This window comes from Flexivirga sp. G2, from assembly GCF_055397625.1.
Map to the genome: position 1 here is coordinate 2165209 of NZ_AP039675.1, position 19139 is coordinate 2184347.

The 19139-nt window shown below is 66.1% G+C and carries 15 protein-coding genes; 9 read left to right on the forward strand and 6 right to left on the reverse strand.

All coding sequences use genetic code 11. The annotated features are described in order from the left end of the window. A complete protein-coding gene (locus tag ACZ50J_RS10505) occupies positions 1 to 1383 on the reverse strand; it encodes an esterase-like activity of phytase family protein (protein WP_464301219.1) in 1383 nt (460 codons plus the stop codon). A 194-nt stretch (positions 1384 to 1577) separates the two neighbouring features. Between ACZ50J_RS10505 and ACZ50J_RS10510 the strand changes: the two genes are divergently transcribed. The 4 genes from ACZ50J_RS10510 (at position 1578) to ACZ50J_RS10525 (ending at position 10477) form a co-directional block, all read left to right on the forward strand. Next, positions 1578 to 2909 carry an MFS transporter gene (locus tag ACZ50J_RS10510; protein ID WP_464301220.1) on the forward strand — a complete coding sequence of 444 codons (1332 nt, stop codon included), beginning with the start codon at positions 1578 to 1580 and terminating at the stop codon, positions 2907 to 2909. Between the two features lie 40 nt (positions 2910 to 2949). After that, positions 2950 to 4278, forward strand: coding sequence for a C1 family peptidase (locus ACZ50J_RS10515; RefSeq protein WP_464301221.1), 1329 nt, complete (start codon positions 2950 to 2952; stop codon positions 4276 to 4278). Further along, the gene (locus ACZ50J_RS10520; RefSeq protein ID WP_464301222.1) at positions 4279 to 5037 is read left to right on the forward strand and encodes an alpha/beta fold hydrolase; all 759 of its coding nucleotides are present in this window, start codon (positions 4279 to 4281) and stop codon (positions 5035 to 5037) included. Positions 5038 to 5155: 118 nt separating this feature from the next. Further along, on the forward strand, positions 5156 to 10477 hold the full coding sequence (locus tag ACZ50J_RS10525) for a DUF5979 domain-containing protein (protein WP_464301223.1): 5322 nt from the start codon (positions 5156 to 5158) through the stop codon (positions 10475 to 10477). Between the two features lie 43 nt (positions 10478 to 10520). Here the strand turns inward: ACZ50J_RS10525 and ACZ50J_RS10530 are convergent, their stop codons facing one another. Beyond that, positions 10521 to 11045 (reverse strand): hypothetical protein, encoded by a 525-nt coding sequence (locus ACZ50J_RS10530; protein WP_464301224.1) that lies wholly within the window; start codon positions 11043 to 11045, stop codon positions 10521 to 10523. Positions 11046 to 11173: 128 nt separating this feature from the next. Here ACZ50J_RS10530 and ACZ50J_RS10535 point away from each other — a divergent pair, with 128 nt between their 5' ends. Continuing rightward, complete coding sequence (locus ACZ50J_RS10535) at positions 11174 to 11725, forward strand: P-loop NTPase family protein (protein WP_464301225.1); 552 nt, start codon at positions 11174 to 11176, stop codon at positions 11723 to 11725. 4 nt (positions 11726 to 11729) lie between these two features. Here ACZ50J_RS10535 and ACZ50J_RS10540 read toward each other — a convergent pair whose 3' ends face one another. Continuing rightward, positions 11730 to 12512 carry a class I SAM-dependent methyltransferase gene (locus ACZ50J_RS10540; RefSeq protein WP_464301226.1) on the reverse strand — a complete coding sequence of 261 codons (783 nt, stop codon included), beginning with the start codon at positions 12510 to 12512 and terminating at the stop codon, positions 11730 to 11732. Positions 12513 to 12604: 92 nt separating this feature from the next. On the opposite strand from ACZ50J_RS10540, the gene ACZ50J_RS10545 reads away from it, so the two are divergent. From ACZ50J_RS10545 to ACZ50J_RS10560, 4 genes are all read left to right on the forward strand, one after another. Then, complete coding sequence (locus tag ACZ50J_RS10545) at positions 12605 to 13018, forward strand: NUDIX domain-containing protein (RefSeq protein WP_464301227.1); 414 nt, start codon at positions 12605 to 12607, stop codon at positions 13016 to 13018. A gap of 367 nt (positions 13019 to 13385) precedes the next feature. Beyond that, positions 13386 to 14285, forward strand: coding sequence for a metal ABC transporter solute-binding protein, Zn/Mn family (locus ACZ50J_RS10550; protein ID WP_464301228.1), 900 nt, complete (start codon positions 13386 to 13388; stop codon positions 14283 to 14285). After that, positions 14282 to 15100: a metal ABC transporter ATP-binding protein gene (locus ACZ50J_RS10555; RefSeq protein WP_464301229.1), complete on the forward strand. Its 819-nt coding sequence runs from the start codon at positions 14282 to 14284 to the stop codon at positions 15098 to 15100. Before ACZ50J_RS10550 ends, ACZ50J_RS10555 begins: the two co-directional genes overlap by 4 nt. Next, entirely contained in the window at positions 15097 to 15951 is an 855-nt protein-coding gene (locus ACZ50J_RS10560) for a metal ABC transporter permease (protein ID WP_464301230.1), read from the forward strand. Before ACZ50J_RS10555 ends, ACZ50J_RS10560 begins: the two co-directional genes overlap by 4 nt. Here the strand turns inward: ACZ50J_RS10560 and ACZ50J_RS10565 are convergent. Genes ACZ50J_RS10565 through ACZ50J_RS10575 form a run of 3 tightly spaced genes read right to left on the reverse strand, consistent with a single transcriptional unit; the run spans position 15944 to position 19107 of the window. Beyond that, the gene (locus ACZ50J_RS10565) at positions 15944 to 16789 is read right to left on the reverse strand and encodes a carbohydrate ABC transporter permease (RefSeq protein ID WP_464301231.1); all 846 of its coding nucleotides are present in this window, start codon (positions 16787 to 16789) and stop codon (positions 15944 to 15946) included. The two genes, ACZ50J_RS10560 and ACZ50J_RS10565, sit on opposite strands and share 8 nt — an antisense overlap. Continuing rightward, complete coding sequence (locus tag ACZ50J_RS10570) at positions 16786 to 17733, reverse strand: carbohydrate ABC transporter permease (protein WP_464301232.1); 948 nt, start codon at positions 17731 to 17733, stop codon at positions 16786 to 16788. Before ACZ50J_RS10570 ends, ACZ50J_RS10565 begins: the two co-directional genes overlap by 4 nt. Before the next feature lie 12 nt (positions 17734 to 17745). Continuing rightward, on the reverse strand, positions 17746 to 19107 hold the full coding sequence (locus ACZ50J_RS10575; RefSeq protein ID WP_464301233.1) for an extracellular solute-binding protein: 1362 nt from the start codon (positions 19105 to 19107) through the stop codon (positions 17746 to 17748). Positions 19108 to 19139 lie beyond the last annotated feature (32 nt).

Sequence of the window (19139 nt, forward strand, 5' to 3'; positions counted from 1 at the left end):
TCACTTGAACTGCGCGGGCACCTTGTCCATGGTGACCTCGAGCAGCTCGCCGGTGTCCTGCTTGCCGTTCGGCAGCACCTTCGCGTGCAGCTGGTACGGCGTGCTGTCGTTCGCCAGTGCGTCGATGCCGAAGTCGCTGTCGTTGGAGATCACCAGACGCTTGCCACCGTCGAGGACGGCGACACCCTCGACCTTGTCGTGACCGTAGAAATCGCCCTTGGGGTCGATGGCGGTGACCAGTCCGGCGACGTCGAGGAACAATGCGCTCTTGACCGGCTTGATTCCGACAGCCGCGAGGTCCTTGGTCGCGGCTGTCGTGCCGTCCTTGCCGACCGTCGCCTCGATCGTCTTGCCGTCGACGAGGAGGCCGCCGTTCGTGGCGTCATACGTCGAGTTCTTGACCTTGGAGAACTTGCTGACGTCGGTGGCGCCGTTGAGGTCGATCTTGAAGATCTTCTTGTTCGCACCGGGCTCCATCGCACCGTCACGCTCGTCGACCAGGAACTCGTGGTTGTTCAGCGCGGAGATCTCGCTGACCGCGGTCGTGGGTGTCGAGTCGCTGTGCAGCAGATAGACGTACTGAGCGGTGCGCCGCGTCTTCAGGTCGATCGTCACGATGCGAACGGCGTTGACGTTCTTGGACTTCGGGCCGTCCGGCGCATTGAGACCGGCCTGCATCATGCCGACGAGGGTGCGTCCGTCGGGGGTGATGGTCAGGCCCTCCATGCCCTTGTTCGGCTCGCGTTCGGAGAGCTCGACCGGCAGCGAACCGTCGAAGGGGGAGAGGCGTTCGAGCTGGCGACCGTCACGGGAGAAGTGCGTGATGAACGGGCCGTACTCGTCGGACACCCAGAACGAGCCGTCCCGCAGCGCGACGATGCCTTCGGGGTCGTAGCCGTACGGGCTCGCCGGCAGCTTCTTGCCGTTCAGGTCCACAATCGTCTCGCCGGTGCTGCCGGCGAGGCTGGTCTGTCCGTTGTACGGCGTGCCGTCGGCCGCCTGCAACGGGATGCGCTTGAGCAGCGTCGCCTTGCCGTTGTGCAGGCGGAACTCGCCGATGGCGGGAGTGAAGTCGGGCAGCGGCTCGACCTTCACACCGTCCGGGCCGTCGACGTTCGGGCCGCGGTCGGTGAGGCCGTAGAACAGATCCTTCGATCCGGGCTTGGCGGTGAACGACGAGCCGTAGGCGGCGCCGTCGATCGACACCCCGCCCGCCGTACCCAACGGCTTGATCGACTCGGTGTAGAGCTGCACCGCCGACTTCGGGTCGGTGCCGCCGTGTCCGTGGCCGTGGCCACGGCCGTGGGCGAAGGCCGGTGCGGCGACGGAACAGGTGAGGGCGGCTGCGACTGCGGTGGCAGCGATGATGCGGTAACGCGACATGGAGCGCTCCTGGTATCCGGGGAGGGCCCCCGCGTGCCGGAGACCCACGGCAGCCAACCGGTCCGGGGTGTCCACGGGGTGGTGCCGGGTTGACCGAGCGGTGAACAGTGCTACTCCGCATTTGAAATATATATAGTGAAGGCATATATTTCGTCGTGGTTCTGATGTCATCGATGTGCACGAGGAGTGAAGCAGTGAGTCATCCTGCGGCTGCTGAGAAACAGCGGCCTTCCATGCTCAACCAGCCGAAGGCGGTCTACGCGGTCGCGTTCGCGTGCGTGGTGTCGTTCATGGGCATCGGTCTGGTGGATCCGATCCTGCCGGCCATCTCCGAGCAGCTGCACGCGACGCCGAGCCAGGTGACGCTGCTGTTCACGAGCTACCTGGTGGTCACGGCCGTCGCCATGCTGGTCACGAACGCCGTGTCCAGCCGGATCGGTGCGAAGAAGACGCTGATCGCCGGACTCGTCCTCATCGTGATCTTCGCAGCCCTTGCCGGATCCGCCGGCTCGATCAACGGCATCGTCGGCTTCCGCGCCGGCTGGGGACTGGGCAACGCACTCTTCATCGCGACCTCGCTGGCGGTCATCGTGTCGTCCGCGACCGGTGGCTTCGCCGGCGCGATCATCCTCTACGAGACGGCGCTCGGCGTCGGCATTGCGTGTGGCCCGCTGGTCGGTGGACTGCTCGGTGAGGTCTCCTGGCGCGGCCCGTTCTACGGCGTGTCCGTGCTCATGCTGATCGCTCTCATCGCCACCGTGTTCTTCCTGCCGGAGACGCCGAAACCGAAGACACACACCTCGTTGCTGGCGCCGCTGAAGGCGCTCACCCACCGCGGACTGCTGACGATGGGTGTCGCCGCACTCTTCTACAACTGGGCGTTCTTCACCATGCTCGGCTACGCACCGTTCCCGATGAAACTGTCGGCGATCCAGCTCGGCTTCGTGTTCTTCGGGTGGGGCATCCTGGTCGCACTCTTCGCCGTGTTCGGTGCCCCGTGGCTGCAGCGCCGCTTCGGAACCGCGCCCACGCTGTATGTCGCCCTGACCCTCTTCGCCGTCGACCTGGCGATCATCGCCATCTGGCCGACGCACCGCACCGTGCTGATCTGCGCGGTGATCGCCGCCGGCATCTTCATCGGCATCAACAACACGTTGACCACCCAGGCAGTCATGGTCATCTCGCCGGTCGAGCGCCCGGTGGCATCCGCGGCATACGGTTTCGTCCGCTTCATCGGCGGCGGCCTGGCGCCATACGTCGCGGGCAAGCTGGTGGAGCACTACAACCTGCACGTTCCGTTCGCCATCGCGGCCGTGGCGGCGGTGCTGGCTGCCGTGCTGCTGAGCACCGCGCATCACACGCTCGCGGCGGCGGACAAGGGCATGGACGAGGACGGGCACCACGTGGACGGAGCCGACGAACCCACGGAGATCGCCGGTGAGGTCGGTGACGAATTCGGTGGCGCCGCAGGGGCTTTGGACGATTACGAGCGCGAGGAGGACCGCAACGCCGACGTCGTCCGGTAACTCGGTGCGCGGGAAAGCAGCGACATGAGAAGCTGAGTTCATGGCATCTTCTTCCACACCATTGACCGAGCAGGACGTCGAGCTCCTCCGCAAGGAATTCGATGCCCGCTCGGTCAATCGTCTCTTCCAGAACGCCGTGACCGGGAACTCCATCACCGAGGTCGCGCTCGACCGGTCGGTCGTCACCCGCATCGACCGGTCGATGTCCCACCGGCTCGACAAGTGGCCGGTCACGAACCAGGAGAAGAGCGGCCGGTGCTGGATGTTCGCCGGCCTCAACCTGCTGCGCGCCGGTGTCATGGACAAGCTGGGGGTCAAGGACTTCGAGCTGTCGCAGAACTTCGCGTTGTTCTGGGACAAGCTCGAGCGGTGCAACTACTTCCTGGAGTCCATGACCGAGCTGGCCGACCGTCCCACGGATGACCGGACGCTGTCCTGGGTCCTCGAGGACGTGATGGGTGACGGCGGCCAGTGGAACATGTTCGCCGCGCTGGTCACCAAGCACGGCGTCGTGCCGAAGTCGGTGATGCCGGAGACCGAGTCGTCGTCCAACACCGCGGCGATGAACAAGAACCTCCGCAGTCTGCTGCGACAGGCCGCGCGCGACATCCGGGCGGCGCAGGACGACGCGGCAGTGCAGGAGGTCCGCTCGCAGGTGCTCTCCGCGGCATACCGGATGCTCGCCATCCACCTGGGCACTCCGCCGACCGAGTTCGAGTGGCAGTGGACGGATGACAAGGGCGAGTTCCACCGCGACGGGACGCTCACGCCGGCGGAGTTCCGCGACCGTTACCTCGCCATCGACGTCAACGACTACGTGTGCCTCGTCGACGACCCGCGGGCGAGCAGTCCCCGCGGCCGGACGTTCACTGTCGATCAGTTGGGCAACATCGTCGGGGGAGCGCCGGTGCGTTACCTCAACGTGCCGTCGCAGACGCTGAAATCCCTTGCCGCACAAGCGATCAAGGGTGGCGAGCCGGTGTGGTTCGGCTGCGACGTCGGCCAGATGATGGAACGCGAGATCGGCGTGTGGGACGCGGAGCTCTACGACTTCGCCGGCATCTACGACGCGAAGTTCGAGCTCGACAAGGCCGCGCGGCTGGAGTTGCACGAGACGCTGATGACGCACGCGATGCTGCTGACCGGTGTCGACCTGGACGGTGACACCCCGCGCAAGTGGCGCGTCGAGAACTCGTGGGGCGACGAGAAGGCCGACAAGGGCTTTTACACGATGAACGACTCGTGGTTCGGCGAGTACGTCTTCGAGATCGCGGCACGCCGTGACAGCCTGCCGGCCGAGTTGCAAGCGGCTCTCGACGCCGAGCCGATCGTGCTGCCCGCCTGGGACCCGATGGGCTCGCTCGCCTAGATGGACGAGACGACTCAGCACCGGTTCGCGTCGTTCGACGGCACTCAGCTCGTATGGCGGGAGCTCGGCGAAGGCCGGCCCGTCGTGCTGATCCACGGTTTCGTGTCCAATGCACTGACCAACTGGATCCGCTACGGGCACGCGAAGACCATTGCCGACAAAGGGTTCCGGGTGATCATGCCCGATCTGCGTGGTCACGGTGACAGCGCGCAACCGCACGACGCGGCCAAGTACCCGCCGGACGTGTTGGCGATGGACGGCGCGGCGCTCGTCGAGCATCTCGAGCTGACCGACTACGACCTGGGTGGTTACTCGCTCGGCGCGCACACCAGCGTCCGCATGGTGCTGCGCGGCGCGCGGCCATCCCGACTCGTCACAGCCGGGATGGGCTTCGCCGGCATCGAGAACCTGAAGACTCGTGACGACGTCTACGAGGCGGCCTTCGACCTCGACCAGGAGGTCGACAAGCGGTCTGCGGCCGGAAAGACGCGCGTCTTCATGCGTCAGACGGGGTCCGATCCCGTCGCGCTGCGCGGGGTATGGCGCTCCAGCGTCACGACGGATCCTGCTGAGCTGGCAGGCATTTCGATGCCGCTTCTGGCGATCTGCGGCGCCCAGGACGTCGACCATCGGGACGGTGCCGAACAGCTTGCGAGCGTCGTTCCCCACGGCATGTTCGTGGAGATCCCGGGCAACCACATGAGCGCCGTTGCCGACCCGGCACTTGGTCGAACGATCGCCGACTGGCTGGCTTCGTAGACCACGATCGAGCTGGGCCAGGCTGCGTTGTCCATTGCCAACCTAAGGACCCGCTGCTTGAATGGTGGCGTCATCGCGTAGTTCGCAGGCATCACCACCTCCATCGGGGGAGACATACATGTCGAATGACCGACGTGGTCGGCGAAATGTGCGTCTCGCTCTCGGTGCAATGCTGGCCTTCGGGTTGGCGCTGTTCCCCGGGGTCGCGGCATACGCCAACCCGGGACCGACAACAGCGCAGCCGACGTCGCACCCGACGTCGACCGCAAGCGTGTCGACGAACACCCGGTCGCCGAAGGCCGGGCACGCGACGCCGACGCACGACGCCGCCAAACACGCGGACGTCAAGCCGATGGCGGACACCAACACCGTCACGATGTCGAAGGACGCGACCGTCGTCGGCGGAGGTCCGCTGCAGCCGGGCGGCGCGATCGAATACACGCTGACCGTCACCTGCTCCGGCCTCAAGGATGGCTGCGTCAATCAGAGCATCACCGATGTCCTGCCGGCTGACCTGACGGTGACCAGCCTGCCCAAGAGCGTTCCGAATCAATACGACGTCACGTATGACGCCGCAAGCCGAACCCTGACGATCGACTTCGTCCAGACACTGGTGAACCCGCCGGGCACCGTGGGACTCGGCGACGGCGGCACGATGGCGATCAACATCGGGATGCAGCTTCCCACCGACACCCAGCTCACCGACGGCTCTGCGGTCAAGAACACCGCGACCACCGACGCCGACAATGCCGCACCGGCCAGTGACACGGTCAGTACGCCGGTGAACATCCCGCGGGTCGTCACCCCGCGGACCACCAAGACCTGGTCACCGAACTCGGCGATCGCGCAGAGCCGCGAAGCGAGCACGATCACCCTGCGGTCGGTCAACGAGTCCTCCACGTCCGCGCAGGTTCACTCGCTGACGGTCGAGGACTCGACACCGGCCACCTTCGAGGACTTCGACCTCACGGGTGCCACCCTCGTGGCGTTGCCGAAAGGCGCAGACCAGGCCGTGCTGATGGTGTGCACCGTTGCCGGGTCGAGCTGCACGGACGCTGACTACGTGGCCGGACAGGTCGCGACGACTCCGGGCGCTCTGGGGCTTCCGCCGGGTGTCGGCGTCGGGGATGTCACCGCCGTACGCGTGAAGTTCAGCAACTCGCACGGCGCTGTGCTGCCCGGCCCGGACACGTCCGAAGGCGGCTCGATCGAGCTGGGCGTGCAGTTGCGTGACACGGTGCGCTCGACCGGCGATCCGCTCTCCCCGACGACGACCACGGCCGTGAACAACTGCGCCACCAGCACCGCGGTGGACCCCGTCCTCGGTTCGGTCGCCGGTCAACAGGCGTGCGCCGCGTTCACCATCCATCCCAATCTTGTCGACCTCGGCACGAGCAAGACCTTCTTCCCGGACGGCAACCACAACTACAAACAGGACAGCGGTGAACACGCCGTCGTCGGCGAGAACTCCGGTGTCTCCGCCGTCATGACCGGGACCAACAACTCGAAGTTCGCGATCGCCGAGATGACGATCACCGAACCATCCCTCACCTCGGTGAGCCAGTTCAGCAAGCTGGACGTCAGCGATGTCCGCCTGACCTTCCCGTCCGGAGCCACGAACGCCGTGCTCTCGGTCAGCTGCCGGGACGGTTCGAAGGTGCCGGACCGCACCTTCACCGCGAACCAGGCGTCGGTGCCTTCCGGATGTCCCAGCGGCACCGCTCCGGAGTCGGTCAGCGTCAAATACACCGGAAGCATTGCGGCTGGTGCGGCCGCTGTGCTCGGCGTCACCGGAAATCTCAACGACACCGTGACCGACAGCGATGTCGCAACCGGCATCCGCGACTGCGCCGATTTCGACGCGTCGGTCACTGAGAGCGGGGAGAACGGCGCAGCGGGCAACGCGTGCGCGACTCTTCCCGTGCAGCTGCCGCTCGTGCGCGGCACCGGCACCAAGTCGGCATCGCAAACCAGCGTCCCGCCCGGTCAGCCCATCGACTTCACTCTCAACCTGACCAACAGCGGCAACGTGCCGATGGTCAATCCCGGAATCGCCGACCCACGCGTCGACACCGAAGGGCACCCGGTCGACACGGGAAATCCGTTCGCGGTCCTGCAACTCACCGGCGTCGACGCCCCGGCATCGGTCGGCGGCGCGAAGGTCACCGTCCAGGTGTTCGACCCCACAGCGGGCGACTGGGTCGCCTACCAGGCCGGTAACGCGGGCCTCCTCGCGCGCGCGACCGGCCTTCGTGTGCAGGTCGACGGCCAGCTCGCACCGACCGGGCGAGTGCGGGTGGTGGTCCACACGACGCGCCGCTCGGGCATTGCCGACGGTCTGTCCTTCACCAACTGCGCTCAGACCATCACGACCGGTGGCGAGGTCTATCCGGGTATGGCGTCGTACTGCTCGGCGTCGATGACCACGGGCCCGCAACAGGCCAGTGCCGCGCTCGGCAAGACCATCTCGCCGACCACCCTCGTCCGGCCGATCCCCGGTATGGCGCCACAACGGGCGCAGGTGAATCTTGCTCTGAAAAACGACGGCAACATGAATCTGAGCCGGCTGGTCGCCACCGACACCGACCGCGGATTCTTCGACGCGGTCGACTTCACCGGTGTCGCCGGCATCAACATGCCGCCCGGTGCCAACCGGGTGCGGCTGGACGCGTGCACCTCGGCCGCCTCCTGCGCGAGCGGTGACTTCGTGATCGGCACGCCCAGCGCCGGCACACCCGGACTGCCCGCGGGCGTCACGGCGGATGCCGTGCTCGGGCTGCGGGTGACGTTCAGCAACAGCGCCGGTGGCTACCGGCTCACACCAGGCAGCAACCTGCCCAATTCGGGCACGTGCAAGGCGGCCAGCTTCTGCTTCACCGTGTCGCCGCGGGTCACGTTGCGATCGACCGGCGAAGCGGTCCCGGACACGATCAACAACACCGCACACGGTGGTTACGAGTCGGTGCTGCAGCCCCCGGGCACACTGGTCGACATCCCACCGTCGTCCGCCTCGCTGCAACTGACCGAAGGGAAACCGCAGCTCGGTTTCACCAAGGCGCCGAACTCGACAGTGGCCCCGGGAGCTCCGGCTCCGTTCACGCTGACCACCACCAACACCGGCACCGCGAACGTGCCGCACCTGGAAGTCACCGACCCGATCCCGGACGGTCTGATCTTCGACGACAGCTGGGCCGGCAGCACGATCGACGGTCAGACGGTTCCGTACAAAGTGACGGTCACCGATCTGCCACCCGGAGTGACCGCCCCTGACCCCGCCTTCACCGCGAAGGTCAGCGGCTCGCAGATCACCCAGGTCACCTGGGACTTCGGTGACTGGAACCTGCCGCCCGGTGCCGTGGTGACCATCCAGTTCCACACCAAACTGGCGCCGGGCGTGGTCGCCGGGCAGAAGATCACCAATGAAGCGGGCGCCACGTCGCCGGTGTCCGGGCTGACCTGCAGAACGGCCACCGACGCTGACTTCCAGGGCGGCGGTTACTGCACCGGGACAGCTGTCGTCACCACGCAGGCCGGTGCCGCATTCAACGCGCAGAAGTGGGTCGCCGGTACTCCCGAACTCGGCTGGTACAACACGACAACCGACGACTACGTCTCGGTCGGCGGCGGCGGATGCCCGAGCTTCACCGTCTCCGGGGTGCAGTACACCGCGTACCCGTGCATCGCACTGGTCGACCCCGGCGACCAGTTCAGGTATGCCGTGCAGATCGTGAATGCCGGGACGGAGACCGGCACCCAGATGCGAGTCATCGACAAGTTCCCCGTCGAAGGCGACACCGGAGTCGTGCTGAAGAACCAGCCCCGTGACACCGAGTGGTCGAACCGGCCCACTCTCGCCTCCGAACCGACGCTGGTCGGCGCACCCGCAGGGACGACGCTCACCAACAGTTACACCGACGGCGCCGTGTGCGCGGACGACCTGAACCTGTCGGCTGGTGCTGCTCAGTGTCCGGCCGGCGACTGGAGCGCCGCGTTCGGAGCATCCAACACCGGGGCGCAGATGCGGCTGGCGTTCGCGCCCGGTCTCGCACCCGGGGCCGCGGTCGTGATGACCTTCGCCATGAAGACACCGTCCGACGTACCCGAGGTGCACAACCCGACCATCGCCTGGAACTCCTTCGGTCACTCCGAGACGACGGTGCGAGCGGACGGCACGGTACGAGCACTTCCGCCGACGGAACCGCTGAAGGTCGGCGTCGCGACGACGTACGGCTCGCTGATGTTGGTCAAGAAGATCGGCGAGAACCCCGACGATCTGAAGGTCGACGACCTGGACTACGTGTTCCACGTCGAGTGCACGATCCACCCGGTTGGTGGTGATCCCGCCACGGTCCTCGACAAGGATTACACCGTCCACGCGGATGATCCGGTGCCGGTGACCGGCATACCCGGGGGCGCCGAATGCAAGGTGTACGAGTCGGATTCGCGCGGCGGCATCCCGGACCACCCGGAGTCCGATCCGGTGACGGCGACGATAGGCCGGTCCGGCGACGGCCGGGCGCAGACGGCGACGATCACCAATGACTTCCCGGACGCGATCGTCGAGGTGACCAAGAAGGTCGCCGGGGCCCCGTCCGACGGTCCTTTCACGATCGCCTTGGACTGCACGTTCGGCGGTTCGCCGGTGCCGGGCTTCCCGAAGGACATCACCTTCGACTCGGCTGGGACGGTTCCGGTGAGCGACATACCGGCCGGTTCTGCCTGTCGGGCCGAGGAGACCGAGAACGGTGGAGCGGACTCCGTCGCCTACGACCCGGTCGGCCCGGGCGACGGCTCCGGTGACGTGGTGGCCAAGGACGGTGAGCCGCAACAGATCACCGTCACCAACACGTTCGACTCATCCACGCTCGACGTCGTCAAGAAGGTGGACGGTGATGCGTCGAAGGCAACGGGACCGTTCACCGTGCATGTCACGTGTGACACGGCGAGTGGTCATGCCGTGATCGGATTCCCGCAGGACGTCACCTTCGACAGAGCGGGCAGCCACGTCCTCGGCGACATACCGGCGGGCTCGTCCTGCTCGGTCGTCGAGACCGCGGATGGCGGTGCGTCGTCAGTCGTCTACGACCCGGCAGCCGCTGCCGGCGGACACGGGTCGGGCACCGTCACCACCTCCGCGGACGCCGCGGCAACGATCTCGGTGACGAACACTTTCCCGCCGCTCACCACTCCGCCGACGAGTCCGACTGGGCCGCCGAGTTCGGGTTCGTCGACCCCGACCACGCCGACCGGGTCGCCGTCGACGACTCCGTCCGGTACGGGTCAGCCGTCACCGTCGAGCTCGAACGGTGCGACCGGGCCGCCCATCGTCACCGACGGCCAAAGGAGTCCAGGAGCAGGACTTGTCGGGTTCGGTCTGCTGATCGTCGCCGGTGGAGCTGTCGCGGTTGGCTTCGGAGTACGACGCCGACTCAGGAAGTAGCCGTGCCATCGTGTGCCCCCGGAGCGCCGACGCCGCTCCGCGATTAACCCTGCGACACATGGATGACAGTGCCGCTCGCGTTGATGCGGAGATTGATCCGCGACAAGTGCAACGCACAGTCCACGTACTCGGTCTCCGGGGTGATGGTTCGGACCGTGAGCCCGCGCTCGTGCACGAGTTTCGCAGCGACGGCGGCCGGCAGCCCGAGCAGGTCTGCCGTCCTGCGTTGCACGTCCATGATGCCGTCCAGGTCCATCAGGTCGGTCTCGCCTGCGGTGGCGAATGGCACCGTGTCCGGACGCTCGGCCGGGCAGAAGCCCTGCTCGACGAGATAGGGGTACGTCCGCTCGGACACGGTCAGCTCCACTCCATGGTCGGCAGCGACCTGAAGTGCTTCCTCCAGGGAGGAGACCTCGTATCCGGTGCAGTCCTGACGACCGCGGGGGATCAATACTGACCAGGACCGTGGGTATTCGGTAGCCGGGTTCACCCAGGCCCGGCCGTTGTTGATCCAGGTACGGCGATCGGCGTAGAGCCCGCGATCGCGTGGTCGAGTCCTGCGCGCCATCGGAGCAGTCTGCCGATTCCCACACCGGGATGCGATCGGATTGGCGCTGCTCGCACGATCTGTGATGGATCGGCGGCCGCCGCTGCGCGTCCGACAGTTCGTGCGGCTCGCTCACGTACGTTGGTGGGATGCCCGTGATCACCGATCCGATCGCCGCACACCGCATCCTCGTCTATGGAGTCACCGGCAGTGGCAAGAGCACGGCGGCCGAACACATCGCATCGCGCACCGGGCTGCCGCTGACCCTTGCGGACGAGCTGACCTGGAAACCCGGCTGGGTCCCGGTGGCCGAGGATCGCCAACGACAGCTGTTCGCCGACATCGTCTCGGAGGAACAGTGGGTCCTCGATACGGCATACGGTGCGTGGCTCGATCTGGTGTTGCCGCGAGCAGAGCTGATCATCGCTCTGGACTACCCCAGATGGTTCTCGTTGCAGCGGCTGCTGCGCCGGACTCTGCTGCGGGCGATTGACAAGAAGCCCATCTGCAACGGGAACACCCAGTCGTGGAGGGGCCTGTACGCACAGGACTCGATCGTGCGGTGGCATTTCGACAGCTTTGCACGCAAGCGTCAGCGAATGCGGACCTGGGCAAGCGCACCCGACGGGCCTCCCGTGCTACTCATCCAGCGTCCTCGAGAACTGAGGGCATGGCTGTCTCGTCTGGACTCGGGCGGCTGAACACTCAGGAGAGGTGGGTCGGCAGCGGCCGGAGCTTGAACATCAGGATGCCGAGGTACTTGTTGAGCACTGCCTGCTTGTGCGGATAGCGGCCGCGGAGGTCTTCGGCCATCTGCGGCTCGACCGTGGTCTCGATCCACAACCCCGCTGCGCTGAAGGTGTTGAGCAGATCGGACATCGTGTAGGGCCGCTTGGTGAGTTGAACCTTCTCGTTCCATCCCTGGTGGCGGTACGAGAACGACTCCGTGGAGAAGTACGCCTCACCCAGTGAGATCCCGTTCTGTTCGGCTCGTTCGAGTGCATAGCGGATCGGTTGAGTTCTGGTTAGCAGGATGAAACCGTCGTCGGCGAGCATCGTCCGGGCCGTGCGCAACGCGTTCACGGGATCCTTGGCGTACCCGAAGGACTGCAGGAACAGGATGCGGTCGAACCGCCGGTCGGCCAGTCCGGGGACGGCGGACAGGTCGGACAGGTCGCCGCGGATGAGCTCCAGACCGGGCGGTGGCGTAGCGATGAAGTTGCCGCTGATGTCGACGCCGACGGACGCGACGGCTCCGCCCTCCGCGACCAGTTCCGCGGCCTTGGCACCGTTACTGCAACCGACGTCCAACACCGACAACCCGTCGACCTCTCCCAGGAGCTCGCGCTCCGCCGGCCACTCGACGAGCCGATCGAGCGAGTCCTGCCTGGTGCGCGCCTGTTCGTAGTCCGCAGCAAGATCCGTCCACGGTCGACTCGCGTCACCGCCACTGGGGCCGGCCGCCTGCTGAGTGTGTCTTGTCGCCACGAGGACAACCTAGTCAGCACGGACCGTTGCGCAGTCACGAGTCACGCCCACTGTGAAGTCGGTATGTCGGTGGCCCCTGCTGAACTACGACCATGAGTGCGGTCGCCGACGTGGTCTTGGGTGCGCTGATGCGCGAAGGGCAGGTGCTCCTTGCGCATCGAAGTCCGGAGAAGCGTGCTCATCCCGACGTCTGGGGTCTTCCCGGGGGTTGCGTCGAGCCGGGCGAGTCCGAACTCGTCGCGCTGGCCCGCGAACTGCACGAGGAACTCGGTGTGTCCATCACGACGGGCACGGCGTCGCAGCTCTATCGGCTGACCGCAGGACCCACGGATGCGCCCGTGCTCGTGAGCGCCTGGATGGTCGTTGGCTGGGAGGGCACTCCGCAGAACAACGCGCCCGAGGAGCACGTGGCCATCGGCTGGTTCGGTGTGGACGAGCTGCCTTCTCCTGCCCACCCGCAGATGCGTGCCGCGTTCCTGGACGCGCTGCGGCATGTGGACGGCTGACGCGAAGTTGTTCTCGTCGGGGGGGGGGCGTCATACATCGCAGGCTGGGTGATGCTCATGACGTGAATTCCCTTCCCCCACCTGCTTTTTCGTCTATGAATAGTCTGCCGGAGCCCACTGACAACGACTAGCAGAGCATCGAACACATTTCCGTTAGTTCGGATAGTCGGTTGCCGTGATTCGAAGGTGGCTATCAGGCCACCGCGGCCGCCCGGGGATGGCTTCGGCCCGCTGGCCATGCGAGACCTTGAGGCCGAGGCGAGCGGCTCGTGCTCGGCCACGTCGGGCACCGGTTCGAGATCGCCTCGTGGGACTGCTATCGTTCCCTTAACGAGAATGACTATCAATACAGATTGAGGGAGAGCGCATGCGTTTGCGTTGGGTCGCCGCGACCGCCGTACCAGTTCTTGTCCTGGCCGGGTGCGGGTCGTCGAAGACACCGGGGGAGTCCGACGGCAAGGTCGGCGTCGTGGCGAGCACCAACGTCTACGGGAACATCGTGGAGCAGATCGGCGGCTCGCACGTCGACGTCACCTCGGTTCTGAGCGACCCGAACGTCGACCCGCACGGCTACGAGTCGAACGCCAAGAATGCAGCGACCGTGTATGACGCGAAGGTGGTCGTGGAGAACGGTCTCGGCTACGACAGCTTCATGGACGAGCTCACGTCCGCAGCGAAGTCTCGCGGGCAGAAGGTGGTCACCGCCTCGAAGGTGCTCGGCATCACGGGGAGCGACGCGAACCCGCATCTCTGGTACGACATCGCCAAGATGCCCGAGGTCGCCGACGCGATCGCCGGTGCCCTGTCCAAGGCGGACTCCAAGCACAGTGCCGAATATCGACGGAATGCAACGAAGTTCAAGAAGTCGCTGCAGCCGATAGAGAAGGTGCTCGCCGACATCAAGGCAAAGGACGACGGCGCGAAGATCGCCTACACCGAGCGCGTGGCCGGTTACCTGCTCGACGAGGCCGGGTTGAAGCTCGGCATACCTGCCGGCTTCACCCGTGCCGTCGAGGACGGCGACGACCCCAGCCCGGGGGATACTCTTGCCTTCGACAAGGCATTGCAGAAGCACACCGTGCGCGAATTGATCTACAACAGCCAGGTGACCGACAAGCAGACCGATCAGTTGAAGAAGCAGGCGACTGATGGTGGTGTGCCGCTGGTGCCGGTGACCGAGACCATGCCGCCGAAGAGCGCCAACTACCAGGCGTGGCAGCTGAAGCAGGCTGAAGCACTACGCACGGCGCTGGAGAAATCTGCATGAGAGACACCCCACTGATCGACTTCCGATCGGCCACGCTGTCCCTCGGCGGTCGGACCCTGTGGTCGAACCTCGAACTGGGCGTGCGCGCAGGGGAATTCGTTGCCATCCTCGGCCCGAACGGCGCCGGCAAGACCACCCTCCTGCGCGCCCTGCTGGGTCTGCAGGAACTCTCGTCCGGCTCGGTGACCGTCGCGGGCAGGAAACCGTCGCGCGGCAGCTCGGACGTCGGCTACGTCCCGCAGCAGAAGATCTTCGACGGCGACCTCGGCCTGCGCGGTCGTGACCTGGTCGCTCTCGGCGCCGACGGCCATCGCTTCGGTATGCCGTGGCCGCGGCCGTCCGTCCGCGCCGCGACCAACGAGATGATCCGTGCGGTGGGTGCGTCGTCATACGCCGACGCACCGGTGGGCCGCCTGTCCGGTGGAGAGCAACAACGACTGCGCATCGCGCAGGCGCTGATGAGCGACCCGAAGGTCTTGTTGTGCGACGAGCCCCTGACGTCCCTTGACCTGCGGCACCAGGAGGGCGTGCTCGAACTCCTCGACAGCCGCCGCCGCAGCGCGGGCACCGCCGTCGTGATGGTCACCCACGAGATCAACCCGATCCTGCCGTACGTCGACCGCATCATCTATCTGGTCGGCGGCAAATGGGCCGTCGGCACGCCCGACGAGGTGCTCACCACCGAACGCCTCTCCAACCTGTATGGCGCCCCCGTCGACGTGCTCCGCGTCCGCGGCCGCGTCATCGTCGTGGGCGGCGGCGAGTCACCCGAGCAGTCACACCACTGCGGACCCGAGATGTCGATCGCCGAATGAGCAATATGTTCGACATGCTGCAGTACCCCTTCGCGCAGCACGCCCTCGTCGCGGCGACGCTGATCGCGATCACCTGCGGGCTCGTCGCACCCTTCGTCGTGATGCGGGACATGGCGTTCGCCGTGCACGGAACCGCGGAGTTGTCCTTCCCGAGTGCGGTCGCCGGCCTGTTGATCGCGAGCGATGCAGTCAGTGGTGCCCTCGTCGGATCCGTCGTGGTCGCAACGGCTTTCGCGGTGCTCGGCCGACGCCGCAGCGAGAGCAACACAGCCATCGGCGTGGTGCTGGCATTCGGGCTCGGCCTGGGTGTCTTCCTGCTGAGTTTCTACGACGGGTTCTCCTCGGCGGCGACGAACATCCTCTTCGGTTCGCTCGTCTCGGCCTCGACGCGGGACGTGCTGATCCTCGGCGTGCTGGCGGTTCTGGTCGTGGTCACCATGGTGGTCATCTTCCGGCCACTGCTGTTCGCCTCGGTCGACCCGGCGGTGGCGACCGCACGCGGCGTCCCGGTGCAGCGACTCGGCCTGGTGTTCCTGCTCATTCTCGCCCTGACCGTCACCGAAGCCGCGCAGGTCGTCGGCACGCTGCTTGTCCTCAGTCTGGCCATCACACCGGCAGCCGCAGCTCGTCGATGGACAGCGAATCCGCTTGCCTTCACAGCGCTCTCGGTCCTGTTCGCGCTCCTCGCCGCCGATGGCGGATTCCTGCTCAGCCTCGCGTTGAGTGACACCGACATCAAGGCCAGTGTCCTGATCGCCTTCGTGAGTTTCGGGATCTACCTGATCTCGTTCGTCGCCGAGCGGGTGCGCGGCGACGTCCGGCGGGGGAGCACGCAACCGGCCGCTACTTGATGCCGGTGCCCGCGATGCCCTGGACGATGTGCCGCTGGAAGAGCAGGAAGACCACGAAGAGCGGCAGTGCGCCGAGCACCGCGGTCGCCATCAACTGGGCGTAGAGCAGCCCGAAGCCGCCGGAGACCGTCGCCATACCGACCGGGATCGTCATCTGGTCGACATTGCTCAGCGCCAGCAACGGCCACAGGAAGTTGTTCCAGCTGGTGACGAAGGTGAAGATCGCGACGGCGGCGATGGCCGGGCGGCACAACGGCAGGCACACCCGCCAGTAGATGCCGAACCACGACGCGCCGTCGATCCGGGCGGCGTCGATCAGCTCCCGAGGCAGCCCGCTGAAGAACGATTCGAAGATGAAGACCGCGACCGGTGCAGCCGCGGCAGGCAACACCATCGCCCAGTAGGTGTTCAGCAGATGCATACCGTGGACGATCTGGTAGAGCGGGAGCACGAGGATCTGTCCCGGAATCAGCAGGCCCGCCAGAACCAGTGCGATCAATCCGCCTCGACCGGCGAACTTCGTTTGTGCCAGGGCGAATCCGATCATGGATGTGACCACCAGGGTCAGTACGACGGTCAGTACCGCGATGATCAGACTGTTGAGGTACCACGTCATGATCGGTGTGTTGTCGATGACCTTCTGGTACGCGTCGAACGAGAAGTGCGAGCTCCACCAGCCGGTGGGGTTCGCCGCGATCTCACCTTCCGGCTTCAGCGAGGTGTCCACGGCGAACAGCAGTGGGATCACCCAGATGATCGCGAAGACCGCCAGCACCAGCACCGAGAAGGTCTTGAAGACCCGGGAGCGGCCGTTGTAGTCGAGTGCATTGCTGCTCATTTGCCGACTCCCTTGTTGGACTGACGACGGAGCACGTACCACAGCACGGACACGACCGCGACGATGACGAAATAGACGATGGTCGCGGCAGATGCGTAGCCGGCGCGGTAGTCGGAGAAGCCGATGTCGTAGATGTACTCCATGACCGGCCGGGTCGAGGTGCCTGGGCCGCCATTCGTCATCAGGTACATCTGGTTGAAGACCTGCAGGCTGGCGACGATCTGCAGCATGGTCACCAGCACGATGGTCGGCCGAAGCAGCGGGAGAGTCACCGAACGCAGAGTGCGCGTCGGGCTCGAGCCGTCGATGGCCGCCGCCTCGTAGACGTCGGTGGGGATCTCCTGCAGCCCGGCGAGGAAGAGCACGAAGTTGAAGCCGAGCGTCCACCACACAGTGAGTGCTGCCACCGAGATGAACGCCCACTTGGTCTCACCCAGCAGGTTCGGCGGAGTGATCCCGATGGTGTCCAGCCAGTGCGGGATGAGGCCGACCTGCCCGGCATACAACCAGGTGAAGATCATCGTCACCGAGGTGACCGGGAGGACGAACGGGGCGAAGAAGATGAAGCGCACCAACGCTTTTCCGCGGCGGACGCGCTCGGCGAGGACTGCGAAGAGGAACGCCAGGATCACCAGCGGCGGCGTCGTCAGGACGGTGAACCAGGCCGTGTGACCCATCGACGACCAGAAGTCGGAACTGGTGAAGATGTCGCCGTAGTTCGCGAAGCCGACGGACTCGCCCAGCCCGGACTTCACCGAGGTCGTGTTGAAGAAGCTCATAACCAGGCCGTAGACGGCCGGACCGATCAGGAAGAGCAGGTAGAGCACCATGAACGGTGCGCTGAAGGCCCAGCCGGCCCGGTTCTCGTCGCGGCCACCTCGCCGGCGCCGGACGACGGGCTCGGTCGCGGCGAACGTTCCGTCATCGATGACTGTGGTTGCCATGTGTCTCGCTCCTCATCCCACCGGGGGTTTCGCGGACGCATAGGGCTGCAGGCCCGAACGCATCGCTCGCACGGCGCCCGCCGGTGACGTGGCGCCCGACTGGGACCCGGCGATCGCGGCGCCGACGACGTTCTCGAATTCGCTCCCGGCGCCGGAGTACCAACCGGGCGGGTCGTACTGGGCGGCATCGGCGGCGGCGACGTAGTTGGCCTGCGGTTTCATCGCCTTGAACTGCGCCGAGTCACGTACCGGCAGCCAGGCGGGAATGTGCCCACCCTTCGCCCAGGTCTGGCTGCTGCCCAGGATGGATTTGACGAATGCCAAGGCGTGCGACCGACGTTCGGCGTCCATGGCACTGCTGCTCGGTATGACGAACGAGTGGCTGTCGGCATACGAGGCGGGCTTCGGTCCGTAGAGATGAGGGACCGGGGCGACACTGAACTTCAGCTTGGTGGCCTCGTATGTCGGGATCTGCCATTCGCCGTCGAACAGGAAGCCTGCCTTGCCGGTGGAGAACAACGACGTGACGCCGGTCGGGTCGACCGAGCCCGGCATCAACCCGGCCTTGGTGAGACTGCGCATGTAGGTCAGCGCGCGGACCGCCAGATCGTCATCGATGGTGACCTTCGTGCCGTGGTCGGCCAGGAAGGTGCCACCGAGTTGGTAGTAGAGCGTGGCGAAGAAGCGCAGGTTCGTCGAGGGGTCGTTCGTGATCGCCACGACTCCGCCGTAGTGACCGGTGACCTTCTTCGCGGCGCGTAGCGCGGCCGTGAGCTCGGATGGACCCGAGATGGGCATCAACGAGCCGGCGGAGTCGAGTAGGCCCGCCTTGCGGCAGACGTCCTCGTTGTAGAACATCACGAACGGGTGCGTGTCGAGCGGGACGGCGTGCACCCTGTCGTTGAACGTGGCCTTCTTGATGGCCGCCGGAGTGAAGTTCGACGTCGGCATCCCGGCCGATTCCATTTCGGCAGAGGTGAATCCGGTGACCAGCCCCGCATCGACGAACGTCTGCAGTCGGGACAGGTGCAGGATCGCAACATCGGGCGGCGCGCCGCCGGCGGTCGCCAGCGCGAGCTTCGTGTAGTACGGGGTTCCCCAGGCGAGGACGGTCGCGCTGAGGTCCGTGCCGGGGTGGCGCTTGGTGTAGACGTCTTCCATCGCGATCATGTTCGCGCCGTCACCACCGGTGAAGAGGTTCCAGAACGTCAACTTGCTGGCCGGGGGAGCGACGCCGAAAAGCCCTCTGGCGACGGGGGATCCGCAGCCGCTGAGCATTCCGGCAGCTGCCGCGCCGAAGCCGGCTCCGAGCAGTGCGCGTCGCGTGGGGGTTGACGCTCGACGCGGCGACCGGTCGGCCGGGGGATTCGCCATACGAAGCACCTCCTTGTGCCGGGTGGATCCTT

Coding starts and splice junctions, on each gene's coding strand:
- ACZ50J_RS10545 (WP_464301227.1), top strand. CDS start 12,605: ATGAGTGCGGTCGCCGACGTGGTCTTGGGTGCGCTGATGCGCGAAGGG.
- ACZ50J_RS10535 (WP_464301225.1), top strand. CDS start 11,174: ATGCCCGTGATCACCGATCCGATCGCCGCACACCGCATCCTCGTCTAT.
- ACZ50J_RS10520 (WP_464301222.1), top strand. CDS start 4,279: ATGGACGAGACGACTCAGCACCGGTTCGCGTCGTTCGACGGCACTCAG.
- ACZ50J_RS10565 (WP_464301231.1), bottom strand. CDS start 16,789: ATGAGCAGCAATGCACTCGACTACAACGGCCGCTCCCGGGTCTTCAAG.
- ACZ50J_RS10560 (WP_464301230.1), top strand. CDS start 15,097: ATGAGCAATATGTTCGACATGCTGCAGTACCCCTTCGCGCAGCACGCC.
- ACZ50J_RS10550 (WP_464301228.1), top strand. CDS start 13,386: ATGCGTTTGCGTTGGGTCGCCGCGACCGCCGTACCAGTTCTTGTCCTG.
- ACZ50J_RS10530 (WP_464301224.1), bottom strand. CDS start 11,045: ATGGCGCGCAGGACTCGACCACGCGATCGCGGGCTCTACGCCGATCGC.
- ACZ50J_RS10575 (WP_464301233.1), bottom strand. CDS start 19,107: ATGGCGAATCCCCCGGCCGACCGGTCGCCGCGTCGAGCGTCAACCCCC.
- ACZ50J_RS10505 (WP_464301219.1), bottom strand. CDS start 1,383: ATGTCGCGTTACCGCATCATCGCTGCCACCGCAGTCGCAGCCGCCCTC.
- ACZ50J_RS10525 (WP_464301223.1), top strand. CDS start 5,156: ATGTCGAATGACCGACGTGGTCGGCGAAATGTGCGTCTCGCTCTCGGT.
- ACZ50J_RS10515 (WP_464301221.1), top strand. CDS start 2,950: ATGGCATCTTCTTCCACACCATTGACCGAGCAGGACGTCGAGCTCCTC.
- ACZ50J_RS10570 (WP_464301232.1), bottom strand. CDS start 17,733: ATGGCAACCACAGTCATCGATGACGGAACGTTCGCCGCGACCGAGCCC.
- ACZ50J_RS10555 (WP_464301229.1), top strand. CDS start 14,282: ATGAGAGACACCCCACTGATCGACTTCCGATCGGCCACGCTGTCCCTC.